Annotated in this window: 12 protein-coding genes and 2 tRNA genes; 5 read left to right on the top strand and 9 right to left on the bottom strand. The window is 72.8% G+C overall.

Features of this window, described 5'->3' with window-relative positions; all coding sequences use genetic code 11:
- The first annotated feature begins 68 nt into the window (after positions 1-68).
- Positions 69-536, top strand: a complete 468-nt coding sequence (locus tag ABZ573_RS11990) for an ATP-binding protein (RefSeq protein WP_358117734.1) — start codon at positions 69-71, stop codon at positions 534-536.
- A gap of 29 nt (positions 537-565) precedes the next feature.
- Here the strand turns inward: ABZ573_RS11990 and ABZ573_RS11985 are convergent, their stop codons facing one another.
- On the bottom strand, positions 566-1,504 hold the full coding sequence (locus ABZ573_RS11985) for a ribose-phosphate pyrophosphokinase (protein WP_358117731.1): 939 nt from the start codon (positions 1,502-1,504) through the stop codon (positions 566-568).
- Positions 1,505-1,597: 93 nt separating this feature from the next.
- Between ABZ573_RS11985 and glpK the strand changes: the two genes are divergently transcribed.
- Positions 1,598-3,082: a glycerol kinase GlpK gene (gene glpK / locus ABZ573_RS11980; RefSeq protein WP_358117728.1), complete on the top strand. Its 1,485-nt coding sequence runs from the start codon at positions 1,598-1,600 to the stop codon at positions 3,080-3,082.
- An 83-nt stretch (positions 3,083-3,165) separates the two neighbouring features.
- On the opposite strand, the gene ABZ573_RS11975 is transcribed toward glpK, so the two are convergent.
- Positions 3,166-3,999, bottom strand: coding sequence for a phosphoribosylaminoimidazolesuccinocarboxamide synthase (locus ABZ573_RS11975; protein ID WP_151455357.1), 834 nt, complete (start codon positions 3,997-3,999; stop codon positions 3,166-3,168).
- A gap of 166 nt (positions 4,000-4,165) precedes the next feature.
- Between ABZ573_RS11975 and ABZ573_RS11970 the strand changes: the two genes are divergently transcribed.
- Positions 4,166-5,497 (top strand): extracellular solute-binding protein, encoded by a 1,332-nt coding sequence (locus ABZ573_RS11970; RefSeq protein WP_358117725.1) that lies wholly within the window; start codon positions 4,166-4,168, stop codon positions 5,495-5,497.
- A 135-nt stretch (positions 5,498-5,632) separates the two neighbouring features.
- Here ABZ573_RS11970 and ABZ573_RS11965 read toward each other — a convergent pair whose 3' ends face one another.
- The 5 genes from ABZ573_RS11965 to ABZ573_RS11945 form a co-directional block, all read right to left on the bottom strand.
- Positions 5,633-5,884, bottom strand: a complete 252-nt coding sequence (locus ABZ573_RS11965) for a hypothetical protein (protein ID WP_151455355.1) — start codon at positions 5,882-5,884, stop codon at positions 5,633-5,635.
- Between the two features lie 293 nt (positions 5,885-6,177).
- A tRNA-Met gene (locus tag ABZ573_RS11960) sits at positions 6,178-6,254 on the bottom strand.
- Between the two features lie 770 nt (positions 6,255-7,024).
- Positions 7,025-7,101 (bottom strand) — tRNA-Met (locus tag ABZ573_RS11955).
- Positions 7,102-7,709: 608 nt separating this feature from the next.
- Positions 7,710-10,757, bottom strand: coding sequence for a UPF0182 family protein (locus ABZ573_RS11950; protein ID WP_327029509.1), 3,048 nt, complete (start codon positions 10,755-10,757; stop codon positions 7,710-7,712).
- A gap of 178 nt (positions 10,758-10,935) precedes the next feature.
- Positions 10,936-11,949, bottom strand: coding sequence for a PDZ domain-containing protein (locus ABZ573_RS11945; protein ID WP_151456066.1), 1,014 nt, complete (start codon positions 11,947-11,949; stop codon positions 10,936-10,938).
- A gap of 113 nt (positions 11,950-12,062) precedes the next feature.
- Here ABZ573_RS11945 and ABZ573_RS11940 point away from each other — a divergent pair, with 113 nt between their 5' ends.
- Positions 12,063-13,370 (top strand): zinc-dependent metalloprotease, encoded by a 1,308-nt coding sequence (locus ABZ573_RS11940; RefSeq protein WP_165947701.1) that lies wholly within the window; start codon positions 12,063-12,065, stop codon positions 13,368-13,370.
- A gap of 448 nt (positions 13,371-13,818) precedes the next feature.
- Here the strand turns inward: ABZ573_RS11940 and ABZ573_RS11935 are convergent, their stop codons facing one another.
- Together ABZ573_RS11935 and ABZ573_RS11930 are read right to left on the bottom strand one after the other, a co-directional pair.
- Complete coding sequence (locus ABZ573_RS11935; RefSeq protein WP_151456065.1) at positions 13,819-14,433, bottom strand: hypothetical protein; 615 nt, start codon at positions 14,431-14,433, stop codon at positions 13,819-13,821.
- Positions 14,434-14,715: 282 nt separating this feature from the next.
- Entirely contained in the window at positions 14,716-15,246 is a 531-nt protein-coding gene (locus ABZ573_RS11930) for a M48 family metallopeptidase (protein ID WP_132231076.1), read from the bottom strand.
- A gap of 547 nt (positions 15,247-15,793) precedes the next feature.
- Here ABZ573_RS11930 and ABZ573_RS11925 point away from each other — a divergent pair.
- Positions 15,794-15,961 carry a DUF5679 domain-containing protein gene (locus ABZ573_RS11925; protein ID WP_012014940.1) on the top strand — a complete coding sequence of 56 codons (168 nt, stop codon included), beginning with the start codon at positions 15,794-15,796 and terminating at the stop codon, positions 15,959-15,961.
- Positions 15,962-16,033 lie beyond the last annotated feature (72 nt).

Here is a 16,033-nt window from a genome sequence, read left to right as displayed (position 1 = left end):
GCCGGAGGAACCCTGACGTACGGTGGAAATGCCGCGAAACATCCACGATCCGCTGTCGGGACGGGGCCATGACGAATGCGGAACCCGGAGCACAGCGTACGGTTGTGCCCATCGAACCTTCCCTTCTCATCGCCGAGGCCTTCGACCAGGCCCAGGTGACCGGGCTGCGCCACTCGGTCACCTCCTGCGCGCACGCGGCGGGCCTCAGCGGGCAGCGGCTGGACGACTTCGTGCTGGCGGTCAACGAGTTGATCACCAACGCGGTCCGGCACGGCGGCGGCCGGGGCTGGCTGCGGCTGTGGCGGCAGTCGGGCCAGCTGTTCTGCGAGGTCTCCGACCACGGGCAGGGAATCAGCACGCAGCGGCTGGGCGACCGGAGCCGCCCCGCCGCCGACACCGCCGGCGGATGGGGTCTCTGGCTGGCCCGGGAGCTGAGCGACAGCATGGACGTGGAGACCGGCGCCCGCGGCACGACGGTCCGCATCAGCACCGCCGTCGCGGCCCCCCAGCACACCGGCCGCCACCGCCACGACTGACCCCGGCGGGACCTGCGGCCCGGGGCGGGTCAGGCGAAGAGGGCGCTCACCGATTCGCCGTTGTGGATCCGGCGCATCGCCTCGGCCAGGGCCGGCGCCACGGACAGGATCTCCAGCTTCGGCACCCGCTTGTCGGCGGGGATCGGCACCGTGTTCGTGCAGACGATCTCCAGCACGCCCTCCTGCTCACTGAGCCGCTGCAAAGCGCCGCTGGAGAAGAGGCCGTGGGTGCAGGCCAGCCGGATCGAGCGGACCCGGAGCTCGCGCAGGTGCTCCATCAGCTCGATCACCGTACTGCCCTTGGCGATCTCGTCGTCCAGCACGATCACGTCCCGGTCGGTCACGTCGCCGATCACCGCGCTGATCTTGACCCGGTCGTCGCTGAACCGCTGCTTCGCCCCGGCGGCCACCGGGGTGCCGAGCCGCCGCGCGAACGCCGCCGCCTCCTTGGCGTTGCCGAGATCCGGCGAGACCACCACCGTGTTGCTCAGGTCGTAGCGGGTGAAGTGCTCGGCCAGCTCGCGCAGCGCGTGCAGGTGGTCGACCGGCACGCTGAAGAAGCCGTGCACCTGGGGCGAGTGCAGGGTCATCGCCAGCACCCGGTCCGCGCCCGCCGAGGTGAGCAGGTCGGCGACGAGCCGCCCGCCGATCGAGATGCGCGGCGCGTCCTTCTTGTCGGAGCGCGCGTACGCGTAGTGCGGCAGCACCACGGTGATCCGGCCGGCCGAGGCGCCCCGGGCCGCGTCGATCATGAGCAGCAGCTCGACCAGGTTCTCCTGCACGGGCGGCACCAACGGCTGGATCAGGAAGACGTCCCGCTCCCGGCAGTTGGCCTGCAACTGCACTTCCAGGCAGTCGTTGGCGAACCGGGAGACCCGCACCGGGTGCAGCGGCACGTCGAGGTGGGTGCAGATCTCGGCGGCGAGGTCGGGGTGGGCGGTACCACTGAAGACGGCGATGTCACGCACGTCCGCACATCGTACGGACGTGATCGGGACCCGTTCCGCGGCGGGGCCCGCCGCCGGCCGGCGAAGATCGGTCGGGCCGGGTACGGTGCTGCCGTGACCCCCCAGTACGTCGCCGCCATCGACCAGGGCACCACCTCCTCGCGGTGCATCGTCTTCGACCGGGCCGGGGAGATCGTCTCCGTCGCCCAGCGGGAGCACCGGCAGATCTTCCCCCGGCCGGGCTGGGTGGAGCACGACGCCGAGGAGATCTGGGACAACGTCCAGCGGGTGGTCCGGGAGGCGCTGCACGCCGCCGGCACCGACGCCGCCGGGCTCGCCGCCGTGGGCATCACCAACCAGCGGGAGACCACGCTCGTCTGGGACCGGGCCACCGGGCGGCCGGTGGCCAACGCGATCGTCTGGCAGGACACCCGCACCGCGCCGCTGCTGCGTGAGCTCGACCAGGCGTACGGCGAGGAGCGGTTCCGCTCCCGCACCGGCCTGCCGCTGGCCACCTACTTCGCCGGGCCGAAGCTGCGGTGGCTGCTGGATCACGTCGACGGGCTGCGCGGGCGCGCCGAGGCCGGCGAGGTGCTCTTCGGCACGATGGACAGCTGGCTGATCTGGAAGCTCACCGGCCGGCACGTCACCGACGTGACCAACGCCAGCCGCACCCTGCTGATGGACCTGAGCACCCTCGACTGGGACCCGGAGCTGCTCGACGCGATGGGGGTGCCGGCCGCGATGCTGCCGGAGATCCGCAGCTCCGCCGAGGTCTACGGGGAGGCCACCGGCGTCCTGGCCGGGGTGCCGGCCGCCAGCGCGCTCGGCGACCAGCAGGCCGCCCTGTTCGGGCAGACCTGCTTCCAGCCGGGCGAGGCCAAGTGCACCTACGGCACCGGCAGCTTCCTGCTGCTCAACACCGGTGCCAGCCCGGTCCCCTCCACCCACGGCCTGCTCACCACGGTCGCCTACCGCATCCAGGGCCAGCCCGCCGCGTACGCGCTGGAGGGGGCGATCGCGGTCACCGGCTCGCTGGTGCAGTGGCTGCGTGACAACCTCGGGCTGATCTCCACCGCGCCCGAGGTGGAGGAGTTGGCCCGCACCGTCGACGACAACGGCGGCTGCTACGTCGTGCCGGCCTTCTCCGGGCTGTTCGCCCCGCACTGGCGCAGCGACGCGCGCGGGATCATCGCCGGGCTGACCGGCTACATCACCAAGGGCCACCTGGCCCGGGCCGCGCTGGAGGCGTCCGCCTGGCAGACCCGCGAGGTGGTCGACGCGATGAACGCCGACTCCGACGTGGCGCTGCGCCGGCTGCGGGTCGACGGCGGGATGACCGCCAACGGGCTGCTGATGCAGTTCCTCGCCGACGTGCTCGACGTGCCGGTGGTCCGGTCCCGGATCACCGAGACCACCTGCCTCGGCGCGGCGTACGCGGCCGGCCTGGCGGTCGGCTTCTGGCCGGACCTGGCGACGCTGCGTGGCCAGTGGCGCTCCGACGCGCAGTGGGAGTCGACGATGGAACCGGCGCACCGGGAGCGGGAGCTGCGCAACTGGCGCAAGGCCGTCCAGCGCACCCTCGACTGGGTGGACTGACCGCCGCGCCGCCCGGAACCTCGTCGAGGCCGCCCGGCATCGGTCGAGGCCGCCCAGCCCGTTGGGCACCGGCGGCCCCCCGCTCAGTCCCAGCGGTTGCCGGTCAGCTTCTCGTAGACGTCGACGTAGCGGGCCCGGGTCGCCTCGACCACCTCGGCCGGCACCTCGGGCGCCGGGCCCTGCCGGTCCCAGCCGCTCTCCACCGCCCAGTCCCGGACGTACTGCTTGTCGTAGGAGAACTGCGCCCGGCCCGGCTGGTACGACTCCGCCGGCCAGAACCGGGACGAGTCGGAGGTGAGCAGCTCGTCGCCGACGGTCAGCGTGCCGTCCGGCGCCCAGCCCAGCTCGATCTTGGTGTCGGCGACCAGGATGCCCCGGTCGGCGGCCAGCTCGGCCCCCCGGCGGTAGACGTCGAGCGTGATCCGGCGCAGCCGCTCGGCGGTCTCGGCGCCGACCTTGTCCACCACCTCGGCGAAGGTGATTGGCTCGTCGTGCTCGCCCACCGGCGCCTTGGTCGACGGGGTGAAGATCGGCTCGGGCAGGATGGACGCCTCGACCAGCCCGCGCGGCAGCTCGACGCCGGAGACCGCGCCGGTGCGCTGGTACTCCTTCAGGCCGCCGCCGGTCAGGTAGCCCCGGGCGACGCACTCCACCGCGACCATCTCCAGCCGCCGGCAGCGGATCGCCCGACCGGCGAACTCCGCCGGCACGTCGGTGGCGGAGATGACGTGGTTCGGCACCAGGTCGGCGAGCTGCTCGAACCACCACAGCGAGAGCGCGGTGAGCAGCTTGCCCTTGTCGGGGATCGGCGTCGGCAGCACCACGTCGTAGATCGAGATGCGGTCGGAGGCGACCAGGATCAGGTCCTCGCCGTCGGCGTAGACATCCCTCACCTTGCCCGAGTGCAGAAGTTCCACGCGCCCTAGTACACCATGCGGGCCGGCCACGGCCTCCGCCGGTGGCTGCGGGCATCGATGCGTACGCCTGGGATGTGGTGGTGTGGCCGGACGTACGTTGACACCCTCGCGCGCGCCTGCGTGAATGATCCGGCCGCCCGCCCCACCGGTCCGCCAGGAGTTCTTCGTGCCCGTTGCCCGATCCCCGCTGCCCCGCGCCGAAGCGGATCCGGGCCGACGTCGGGTGCTCGCCGCGATGCTGGGTGCGCCGGTGCTCGCGACCGGCGGGCTCACCGGGTGCACCGAGGGCCGGACGGCCCCGGTGGAGACCGGGCCCGTCGAGCTGTCGGTCTTCTGGTACGGCGGGGCGAAGCGGGCCGAACTCACCGAGCGGGTGCTGCGGCTCTACACCGACCGCAATCCCCGCGTCGGTTTCCGGATCACCTGGCAGGGCGCCGGCGGCTACTACGACCGGCTGGCCACCCAGGCCGCGGGCGGCAACGTGCCCGACCTGATCCAGCTCGACGACAGCATGCTCGCCGAGTACGCCCGCCGCGAGATCGTCCTGGACCTCAGCGGGTACGTCGCCGACCACCGCCTGGACCTGCGCACCCTGCCCCAGGGCCTGGTCCGGTACGGGCAGGTCGACGGCCGTACGGTCGGCGTCGCAGCGGCACAGACCGCCGCCGCCGTGGTCTACGACCGCACGCTGCTGCGCCGGCTGCGGCTGCCCGAGCCGAACACGGGAATGTCCTGGGCGGAGTACGTCGCCTGGGCGCGACGGGTCACCCGGGCGAGCGACGGCCGGGTGGCCGGCACGATGGACCCGTCCGGCGACTACCGGGCGCTCTGGCTCTGGCTGCGCGGCCAGGGCGGTGAGTTCTACCGCGGTCGACAGCTCGGCTTCGACGCCGACGCGCTGATCGAATGGTTCGACCTGTGGCGGCGTGCCCGCTCCAGCCGGGCCACCCCGAGCGCCGCACTCGTGGAGCAGGCCGACGGCGGCGAACCCATCCAGCAGCTCGTGGTCACCGGCGCGACGGCCGCCTCGTTCGCCTGGTCGCACCAGCTACCGGAACTCCAACGCCTCACCGACGCCGAGCTGGGCCTGGCCGCCATGCCGGGTCCCCCGGAGGCCCAGTGGCACCGGGCGTCGATGTACTGGGCGGCCTTCCGCGGCACCCGGCACCCCGACCTGGTCGCCGACGTGATCAACTTCCTGACCGGCAACGGCGAGGCGGGCAGCGTGCTCGGTCACGAGCGCGGGCTCAGCCCCAGCCTCGCCGTGCGCAGCTACGTCGAGGGCAGCATCACCGAGCCGGCGCAGCGGCGCGCGGCCGCCCTCGGCACCGCACTGGCCGCCCGGCTGGGACCGGCGCCCAGCCCACCGCCGCAGGGCCACCCCCGGGTGCGGGCGCTGCTGCTGGAGGCCGCCGAGAGCATTCGCGGCGGCCGGACCGGCCCTCGGGCGGCGACGACCCGCTTCATGGCCCGGGCGGACGCGGCGCTGGCCGGATAGGGCCGGTCACCACGAGGCCGCCACCGGCGGGGGTGCCGGGTCGGATGTCCTGCCTCGGCCGAGGCAGGGCAGGGCACCGTCGCGCTGCCGGAACACCGGCGCGCCAGCGGGCCGCCTCAGCGCGGCGGACCCGCCTCAGCGCGGCGGACCGCCTCGGCGGTTGCGCATCATGCGCATCAGGAGGAAGACGACGCCGGCCACCACGACCAGGCAGCAGAGCAGGCCGATGAAGCCGAAGCCGCCACCACCGCGCCGCCGCCGCGCGGCCTCCACCACGAGCTCACCCGTGCCGGTGGACGCCCAGGCCGCAACGGGCACGAACACCGACAACACGACCGCACCGAAAACGGCGGTCAACCGGCCCCACCACTTACCGAAAGAAGACATGCCCACATCTTCGCCGACAACCGCAACCTCGGCACGTCGGTCAACGAGCAACGCGCGCCGCGCCCGGGCACCCCCTGGCCCAGTTCCGTGGGTCGCCCGCGCCCCGCACCGCGAGCACCCGGAGCACGAGTCGCGGATGTCCCAGGCCCGGCACTCCCGCCGGCCGGCCCGCATGTCGGCGGGTGCGTCGTAGTCCGGGGGTGATGAAGCCCGTCGTCGACCGATGCGACACGTCGACGCCGGAGGCAAGATGCGAAGAGGCCCCGGAGAGAATCTCCGGGGCCTCTTCGACGTGGTAGCGGGGACAGGATTTGAACCTGCGACCTCTGGGTTATGAGCCCAGCGAGCTACCGAGCTGCTCCACCCCGCGTCGGCTCGTTAACTCTAGCGCACCCGACGGGCGATGATCAGCGGACCCCCGATCCTGCGGTAAACCCTGCCCTGACCAGCGCAAACCGGCGCCGGAGGCCGGCACGAGGCACCCGACGCCCCAGCCCGACTCACGCCGCGCCCGGCCGCAGTGGCGGTAATGACACATCTCGGTCCGCTTCCGGGCTCCCGGCCACCTCCGGGCTCCGGCCCGCCTCCGGGCTGCCTCCTTTGGTGCGCACGCTGCCTTCTCGCGCGAGAATCCGGTGATCAGGACGCCATGGACGTTATCCGGGCTTTTTAAGGTCCATGGAGTCCTGATCACGCCGCCGCACGCCCGCCTGTCCGGTCGTTCGGCCGTGCGTCCGTCGCCAGTGGTGGCCGTTGGCGTTCCTGCGCGACCGGTCGCGGTTCTCGCCGCCGTGTTGTCGCCCCCGCCGATGTCCGCCGACGGATCGCGTGACGTCAGTCACTCCGCCTCCGCACTGACGCAATGCACAACCGCCGGTCCAGCCAACGGGCAGCGGGCAGCGGGCAGGCATGCAGCAAACAGGTGGGCAGCGGCAGGCGACGGCAGGCAGGCATGCAGCGGCGAGCGGCGGCGGCAGCCGACGGTGGGCGGCAGGCGGCGGGCGGCACGGAGCCGGAGCCGGAGCCGGAGCCGGAGCCGGAGCCGGAGCCGGAGCCGGAGCCGGAGCCGCGTGATCGTCGGGCAGCGGTGGCCCGGAAATGCGGAACGGCCCCGGATTGAAGTCCGGGGCCGTTCCGACGTGGTAGCGGGGACAGGATTTGAACCTGCGACCTCTGGGTTATGAGCCCAGCGAGCTACCGAGCTGCTCCACCCCGCGTCGGTTCGTATACCGTATCCCACCGACCCCCGTCGCCGCAAAACGACCCCGGGGACACTCCACGACAACCACGACTTGACGGTGTCTGCGGGCACCTACGTCTCCCGGGCGATGGGGCGGCAACGACGACTGGCTGCTCGCGGAGCGCCCCCGCACTGGTACTGACCGCACCGACATGTCGAGGCGGTAGTACAGGGCGAGCGCCTGCCGCTGGGCGTCCGGCAACCGGCGCAGCGCGCCCGCCAGCAGCACGCCGTCCTCGTTCGGCGGCGGCACCGGTTCAGGCGGCCCGGTGGGTGCGGCTCAACGCCACGTGTGGCGCGCGCCCGCCCCACGCCCCACGCCACGCGCCACGCGCCACGCGCCAACGCTGCAATCGCGCCACCGGTCTTGGGCAGCCGGGCGACCACCAGCCGCAGCCACGCCTCCGGCGCCGGGTGGGCGGCCGGTCCGGCCCACAGTGCCGCCAGGTCCGGGCGTACGCCTCCTCCACGGCGACGTGGGACGGCGGGTTGCGGTGCCCGGCCGGTGGTCGCGAACGCGACAGCGCCCCCGGTGTCGGGACCGGAACGGTCCGTCGGCCGGGGGCGCTGTGAGGGCGGTGCGGGTCAGCCGCCCGGGGTGGGTGAGGCGCTGCCACCCGGTGCCGGGGACGCCGGGGCGCTGGGCGTCGGGGACGCGGGAGCGCTGGCGCCGGGTGCCGGGGACGCCGGGGTGCTGGCGGCCTGCTGGGCCCGCTGGAAGGCGGTGAGCGCCTCGTCGAGCGCCTTCAACGCGCGCCCGTACCGCTCGAAGTCGCCCGAGGTCTGCGCGGCCCGGACCTCCGCGATGGCGGTCTGTACGCGGTTCGCCGCCTCGGCCAGCTCGCCGGTCAGCGGAGGTGCGGTCCCACCCGGCGGCGTGCCCCCGGCCGGGGGCGGGGTGCCGCCGGCGGGCGGCGGGGTGCCCGGGGCGGCGGCCTGCTTGCCCTGCTCGACGAGCTGCTTGATGCCGTCGGTCACGTTGTTGGCCAGCACCACGTAGGAGCCGCCGTCGCCGTACGACATCAGCACCCGCTGCAACAGCGGCGGCGCGTTCTGCGCGGCGGTCTTCACGTAGACCGGCTCGATGTAGAGCATGCCGTCGCCGAACGGCAGGGAGAGCAGGTTGCCGTACTGCACCTGGGCCTGCTGGGACTGGAGCAGGTTGAGCTGCTGCCGGATGTTCGCGTTGTTGGTCATCGACTGGTGCACCTGCACCGGGCCGGAGACCCGGGTCTGGTCGGGCAGGTCGAGCACCTCCAGTCTCGGCTGCCCGTCCACGTACGACCCGGAGATCAGCGCGGCGAGGTTCTCCCGGCCGTTCGGGGTGACCGCCGAGGTGAGCTGGAAGCGCGCCGACTCCTGGCCGGGGAACTGCGTGTAGAGGTAGTAGGGCGGCTGCTTCTGGCCGGTGTCGGGGGCGTCCGGCACGTTCGGCACCTGCCAGAAGTCCGTCTCGGAGTAGAAGGCGCCGGGGTCGGTCACGTGGAACCGGGTCAGCAGGTTGCGCTGCACCTTGAACAGGTCGGCCGGGTAGCGGAAGTGCTCGGCCAGCTCGGCCGGGATCTCCGACTTCGGCAGCACCAGGTCACCGCCGAACGCCTTGTTCCACGCCTTGAGCACCGGGTCGGTCTCGTCGAACTCGTAGAGCCGGACCGTGCCGTCGTACGCGTCGACGGTGGCCTTCACGGAGTTGCGGATGTAGTTGACGTTCTCCCGGGCGAGCTGGAAGGTGCCCCGCCCGGTCAGCTCGTCGGCCGTCTGCTCCTGGAGGTTGACGCGCTCGGCGTACGGGTAGGTCGCCGCCGTGGTGTAACCGTCGATGATCCACTGGATCCGGCCGTCGACCACCGCCGGGTACGGGTCGCCGTCGAGGGTGAGGAACGGGGCGACCTTCTCCACCCGGTCGCGGGGGTTGCGCACGTAGAGCAGCTTCGAGTTGTCGTTGACCGCGTCGGAGAGCAGGAAGTTCGACTCCTGCTCCTTGATCGCGTAAAGCAGCCGCCGGGTGAACGAGCCGATCTCGACGCCGCCCTCACCGGTGTAGGTGTAGGACTCGCCGCCCTCGCCGACCGGGCGGTCGAACTCCGCCTTCCGCGCCGGGTCGCTCTGGCCGACGATCGCGTAGTCGCTGGCGTCCATCCGCTCGCCGTAGTAGACGCGGGGCTGCTTCGCCGCGATCTGCTCGGTCTGCGAGGCACACTGCTCGCTCGTCTGCTGGCCCTGCTCCTTCTGCTGCTCCTGCGGGTCGCCGAGGAAGCCGGAGACGAAGAAGGGCTGACCGCCGCAGACCACCCGGTTGCCGGGCGCCGCCACGAGCCCGTAGCCGTGGGTGTAGACGGTGTGCCGGTTGATCCAGGTGTTCTGCTGGGGGGTCAACTGCCGGTAGTTGACCTCGCGCAGGCCCACCACGTAGTCCTGCACCTTGCCGTTGACGCCGTACCGGTCGACGTCCAACTTCTCGCCGAAGTCGTAGAACTGCCGGACCTGCTGGCGCTGGGTGTACGTCTCGGAGACCAGTTGCGGGTCGAGCAGCCGGATGTTCGGCACCACGGAGGTGTCCGTGGCGAGGGTCGCCGGCGGGGTCAGGTTGCTCGCCGCGTACGGCGTGGTGGTGGCCGCCTCCAGGCCGAACGCCGAGCGGGTGGCCTTGATGCTCCGCTCGATGTACGGCGCCTCCTTCTCCTTCGCGCTGGGCTTGACCTCGAAGGTCTGCACCGCCCAGGGGTAGACGCCGCCGATGGCGACGGCGGAGACGCCCAGCAGGGCGAGCGAGATGCCCGGCCAGACCAGGTTCCGCATCCAGGCGTTGGAGAAGACGATGATCGCGATCGCCACGACGATGGAGATGTAGGCGAGGATCTCCTTGGCCGGCAGCAGCGCGTTGACGTCGGCGTAGCCGGCGCCGTAGACGGGGCCGTTGCCGTACTCCAGCAGCATCGCGCGCCGGTCCAGCACGTACGCGAGCGCCTTGAGCAGGACGAAGACCGCGACGAGCGTGCTCAGGTGGGCCCGGGCGGCGTTGGTCATCCGGTCGCCGACGCCTTGGAGGCGGACGCCGCCGAAGACGTAGTGCACGGCGAGCGCGCCGATCACGGAGAGCACCACGGCGGTGAAGCCCACGCCGAGCAGGTAGCGCAGGAACGGCAACTGGAAGACGTAGAAGCCGACGTCGATGCCGAACTCCGGGTCCTTCACGCCGAAGTCCCCGCCGTTGCGGAAGAGCAGCCACTGGTTCCACCGGCTCTGCGCCGACAGCCCGGCGAAGAGGCCGACCACGGTGGCGACCAGCGTGATCCACAGGCCGAGCCGGGGGCCCAGCAGCATCCGGTAACGCTCCAGGGTGGCCTGCTCCGGCGAGTGCGGGCGCATCCGGGGGCGCAGCCGCTGGGCCAGCCAGAGGTTGCCGCCGACTATCAGCGCCATGCCGAGGCCGACGGCGAAGAAGAGCAGCAGCCGGGTCGTCAGCACCCCCGTGAAGACCCCGGTGTAGCGGACCTCGTCGAACCACAGCCAGTCCGTCCACGCCCGGACACCCCAGCCGAGCAGGGTGAAGAGCACGAACACCCCGACCAGGACACCGATCGTGACGCGTCCGCGTCGGCTCATCCTCGGCAGGGGGCTGCTGCTCTTCATGACCACTGTTGGCTCCGCACGCTCGATGTGATCGGCTCCGACCAGGCACCCAGAGTACGGGGTGTTCCTGAACGCGTCGGTCCAAGGTCACACGGCGTCGCGCCGCGCGGCGGAGGCGTCGACGGACGGGCGGCCGGTGCGGGCCCGTCACGTACGCCGGGAACGCCCGCGCCCATGGTCAGCAACGGGTCGGCTGACCCCCGGCGCGCAGCGTCTCCAGCGCGGTCAGTGCCTCGTCCAGCGAGCCGACCTTCAGCAGCGGCAACCCGGGCTGCGGGTTGCGTACGGCCTCGGCGCAGTTCGCCGCTGGCACCAGGAACGCCACCGCGCCGGCCTCCTTCGCGCCCACCAGCTTCTGGGCGATGCCACCGATCGGCCCGACCCGGCCGGCGTCGTCGATCGTGCCGGTGCCGGCGATGACCTTCCCGCCGGTCAGGTCCTCCGGGGTCAGCTTGTCCACGATGCCGAGGGCGAACATCAGGCCGGCACTCGGCCCGCCGATGTCCTCCAGGTCGATGCTCAGGGTGAACGGGTGCGGCTGCTGCTGCTCGATCTCCACCCCGATGCGGGGTCGCCCGTCCTGCTCCCGGCTGGTGACCGCCGCCGTCGCGGCGGCGCCCTCGCGGGTGTAGCCGATCCTCAGCGCGGTCCCGGCCGGCTTCGCCCTGATCAGGTCCGTGAGGCGCGTGGCCAACGGGACCGGTTCCCCGTCCACCGAGGTCAGCACGTCGCCGGGCTTGAGTACGCCGGCCGCCGGACCGTCGGCGGCGACGGTCTTGACCACCACCTGCACCGGGAAGCCCAGCTCCCGCAGCGCCGCGGTCTCCGCGCTGGTCTGCGAGACCCGGAAGTCCTCCGCGTTGCGCTCCTCGACCTGCTTGCGGCTCTCCCCCGGCGGGTACACCAGCTCGCGGGGTACCACCGCCTCGTCGTCGGAGAACCAGCCCTGGATCGCCGAGCGCAGCTTGACCGAGGGCTGCACCCCGACCGTGGTCAGCCGGAGCTGGCCGGCGGAGGTGGACGTCTCCCGGCCGGTGACCTGGATGACCTCCTTGCCGTTCTCCTTGCCGAGCGTGTTGACCGTCGGCCCCGGGCCGAGCACCACGTACGGGATGGGCGCGCCGAGCACGCCGATGCTGAGCAGAGCGGTGAGCAGAGCACCGAGCAGGACGGTCACGCCGCGACGTCTCATGCGGCAGAGCGTACCGACCAGGATCGGGGCCTCCGGCGGGTGAATCGCGACTTCGCCCTCAGCGCAACGCCAGCGGCAGCTACCTGGGGCGCGGCGCGCGTACCGTAGACGTCGTGCCTGATATTCCGTTCGGTTTCGCGCTCCCGGGTGGGCAACCACCAGACCCCAACGATCCCGCGCAGATGCAGCAGTTCATGTCGCAGTTGCAGCACCTGCTCTCCGCGTCGGGCAGCGGGCCGGTCAACTGGGACCTGGCCCGGCAGGTGGCCGCCAGCCAACTCGCCGCCGCGGGCGACCCGGCGGTGTCGCCCTTCGAGCGCAACGCGGTGGAGGAGGCGTTGCGGCTCGCGGACCTGTGGCTGGAGCCGGCCTCCGCCCTGCCCTCGGGCATCCAGACCTCGCTGGCCTGGAACCGCAACGAGTGGATCTACAAGACGCTCGACGTCTGGCGCAAGCTCTGCGACCCGGTCGCCAGCCGGATGGTCGGCGCGATGGGCGACCTGGTGCCGCCGGAGGCGCGCGCCCAGCTCGGCCCGATGCAGTCGATGGTCGCCACCCTCGGTGGCGCGCTCTTCGGCGGCCAGCTCGGCCAGGCACTCGGCTCGCTCGCCGCGGAGGTGCTCTCCGCCGGCGACATCGGGCTGCCGCTCGGCCCGGCCGGCACGGCCGCGCTGATCCCGGCCAACATCCGGGCGTACGGCGAGGGCCTGGAGCTGCCCGAGGACGAGGTGCGCCTCTACGTCGCCCTGCGCGAGGCCGCCCACCAGCGGCTCTTCCAGCACGTGCCGTGGCTGCGCGGGCACGTGCTCAACGCCGTCGAGATGTACGCGGCCGGCATCCGGGTCAACCGGGAGGCGATCGAGGAGGCGATGGGCCGGGTCGACCCGACCGACCCGGAGTCGATGCAGGCGATCGCGCTGGAGGGCATCTTCACGCCGGAGGACAGCCCGGCGCAGAAGGCGTCGCTGGCCCGGCTCGAGACCGCCCTGGCCCTGGTCGAGGGCTGGGTGTGCCACGTGGTCGACAGCGCGGCGAGCGGCCGGCTGCCCAACGTGGTGAGCCTCGGCGAGGCGTTCCGCCGCCGCCGGGCCGCCGGTGGCCCAGCCGAGCAGACCTTCGCGGCGCTGGTCGGCCTGGAGCTGCGTCCGCGCCGGCTGCGCGAGGCGGCGGCGCTCTGGGCGGCACTGACCGAGCACCGGGGCATCGCCGGCCGGGACGCCCTGTGGGGCCACCCCGACCTGCTCCCCTCCGACGACGACTTCGCCGACCCCGTGGCCTTCGCGATGTCCGAGTGGGACCTCGGTGAGTTGGAGAGCTTCGACTTCAGCGCGCCGGGCGGCCCGGAGGAGAAGGCCCCGGGCGAGCCGGAGCAGCGGCGCCCGGACGACGACCCCGAGGGCGGCGACGCCAGCCGCCCCTGACCGCGTCGACGACGAGGGCCGCCCGACCCCTGGTGGGTCGGGCGGCCCTCATCGCACGGTCGGGCGGCCCTCGCCGCGGTCAAGCAGCCCAGGTTGCGCGGTCGGGCCACATCGCGGAGTCGGCCCACGTCGCACGGTCGGGCCACGTCGCACGGTCGGGGCCACATCGCGAGGTCGGGCCACATCGCGAGGTTGGGCCACATCGCGAGGTTGGGCCACATCGCGAGGTCGGGCCACATCGCGAAGTTGGGCAGCCCGCGTCGCGGGGTCGGGCGGCTCACGTCGCACGGTCGGGTCGCGCCGCAAGGTCGGGCGGCCGCCCGTCTTCGCGCGCGGCGCTCGTCGCGGGGTCGGGCTGCCGTCGCGAGGTCAGGCTGCGTCGCGGGGTCGGGGGCCCGGCCGTGGTCCGGAGGGGGCCAGTGCGGGTCGCTTCCGGCCCGCGGTCGGCTCAGCGGGGCTGCGCGGTGCCGGAGAGCAGGGCGCGGGTGGTCTCCCAGCCCTCCACGGCCGGGTCGAGGAACGCCAGGTCGCCCGGCCCACGCAGGCGCCGCCAGGCCGGGGTCACCGCCAGGTCGCCGGGTCGCGGCGCCGCCGCGCGCACGGCCGCGGGTCGCGCGGTGTCCAGGTCCAGCGCCGGCAGCCACGCCGGTACGGGCAGCCGGGTGGCCACGCCGAGCAGCCCCGGTCCACCGCCCTCGACCGGGGCGACCGCGACCGGCCGGGTGGTGAGTGGGCGCAGCAGCTTGCCGATGGTCAGGCCCGGCACGTCGGGCGCGTCGCCGGCGATCACGGCCACCTGGTCGTAGCCGGTGTCGGCGAGAGCGGCGAAGACGGCGTTCGGGGTCGCCTCGGGGACCTCGTACACGGTCGTGCCCGGCCAGACCACCGCGTCGGCCAACTCCCGGTCCGCCGGGGTGACGGCAACGGCCGTCTCCACCTCGTTGAGCGTGGCGAGCAGGTCGACCACGTCCTCGGCGAGCGCGGCCCGCCAGTCCACCGGGTCGGTGCCGGGCGGCGCCCAGGTCACCGGTCCGAGCAACGCCACCACCACACGTCGGGCCACCCCACGACCCTAGCCGGGCACGTCACGAGCCACGACCCACGGGCGCGGGAAGGCGGCGTCCACCCGCTCGGCGACGTCCGACATGAGCAGCCGGCTGCCCGAGTCGCGTCGAGATCTTGGCAGGAACGTGCCCCTGGAGGGGCCGTCGCGTACCAAGATCTCGCCGGCTCCGTCCGCCCCGAAGCCGGCGCGGCAGCGCGGACAGCGCGGATTAAACCGGCGCGGGCAGCAGGCGTTGACGGAGGTCGGGACGGCGGGTGGCCGGCGGCGGCGCTGACGGGGTCAGTCGGTCAGCGGGGTGCCCGAGGCCGCCGCGACGCCCTCCAGGTAGCCGCGCGCCCGCTCGGACTTCGGGTAGCGCGCGACGAGCGCCCAGAACCGCGCGTTGTGACTGGGCACGATGAGGTGCGCGAGCTCGTGCAGGAGCACGTAGTCGATCACCCAGTCCGGCAGCCCCTGGACGCGGTGCGAGATGCGGATCGTGCCGTCGTCCGGGGTACAGGATCCCCACCGGCCGTTCTGGTTGGTGACCCAGCGGACGCTCGTCGGTACGGCCTGCGCGCCGTGTTCGGCGAGGTAGAGCTTGATCAGCCGGGTGGCCCGGGCGAGCAGCTCGGCGTCGGACCGGGCGAGGCGCCCCTCCCGGGCGGCGAGCCGGGCGAGCATCCGGTCGACCCACTCGCTCTCCTCGGCGCGGGAGAACTGGTCCGGGATGAGGACGACGACCCGTTCACCGTCGCGATACGCGGACACCGTGCGTCGCCGACGCTGGCTGCGCCGCACTTCGACGACCGGCTTCCGCGCCCCTGCCATCAGCGGGCCGCGCAGCCTCGGATTCCTGTCACGAAGGAAAGCTAATGCGTACTGACCAGGGGTCCGCAAGGGTCAACACCTCGACACCCGCCCGGAAAATGGTGATTGGTCGGCAGGAGTCCCAAAAAATCTTTTGCCGGGCCACGGTGAATCGTCGCCGTCACCCTTCGTGGCGGCCGTCCGCGGGTGCGGAGGTGTCGCACCGCTGGCCTCCGCCGGGGTGCGGCGGGCACACCCCCACGTTAGGTGATCTCCGTGGCAGGCGCAGCTCGGGGTCCCCGCACGGGGCATCTGGCCGGGTTCGGTCGGCGTGTCCCCGCCAAACTGACTTATCCGACGTAATTCGCCATGCACACTCTCGACGTCGACTTGCTCACAGTGACGAAGCACAGCTGACATGGAACCGCCCACACCTGGGTAGGGTCCGCGGACCAGCGGTCACGAGCGTGGCCGTGGGAGAACGACCCAGCGCCGGTGCCCGAGTGGCCCGCCGCCGGGAACCCCCGCCGGGACGGCATCGGCCGGCGGACGAGACGAGGAGGGCACCGTGGCCGACCAGGCCCAGACCTACAACGGTTACTGCGTCAAGTGCAAGGAGAAGCGGGACTTCGAGGGCCGCGTCGAGGTCTCGAAGACCGGGATGAACATGGCCAAGGGCAAGTGTCCGGTATGCGGCACAACAGTGAACCGCATCCTGGGCAAGGCGAAGGTCTGACCCGTACGGATGCGTCGGAGGGGGCGGCCGTCGGCCGCCCCCTCCGGCATGACCGCGCCTCATCCGCCGGCG

The sequence above is a fragment of the Micromonospora sp. NPDC007220 genome, assembly GCF_040634035.1.
Lineage (GTDB): Bacteria > Actinomycetota > Actinomycetes > Mycobacteriales > Micromonosporaceae > Micromonospora > Micromonospora reichwaldensis.
This window is presented reverse-complemented; position numbering and strand designations above follow the sequence as displayed.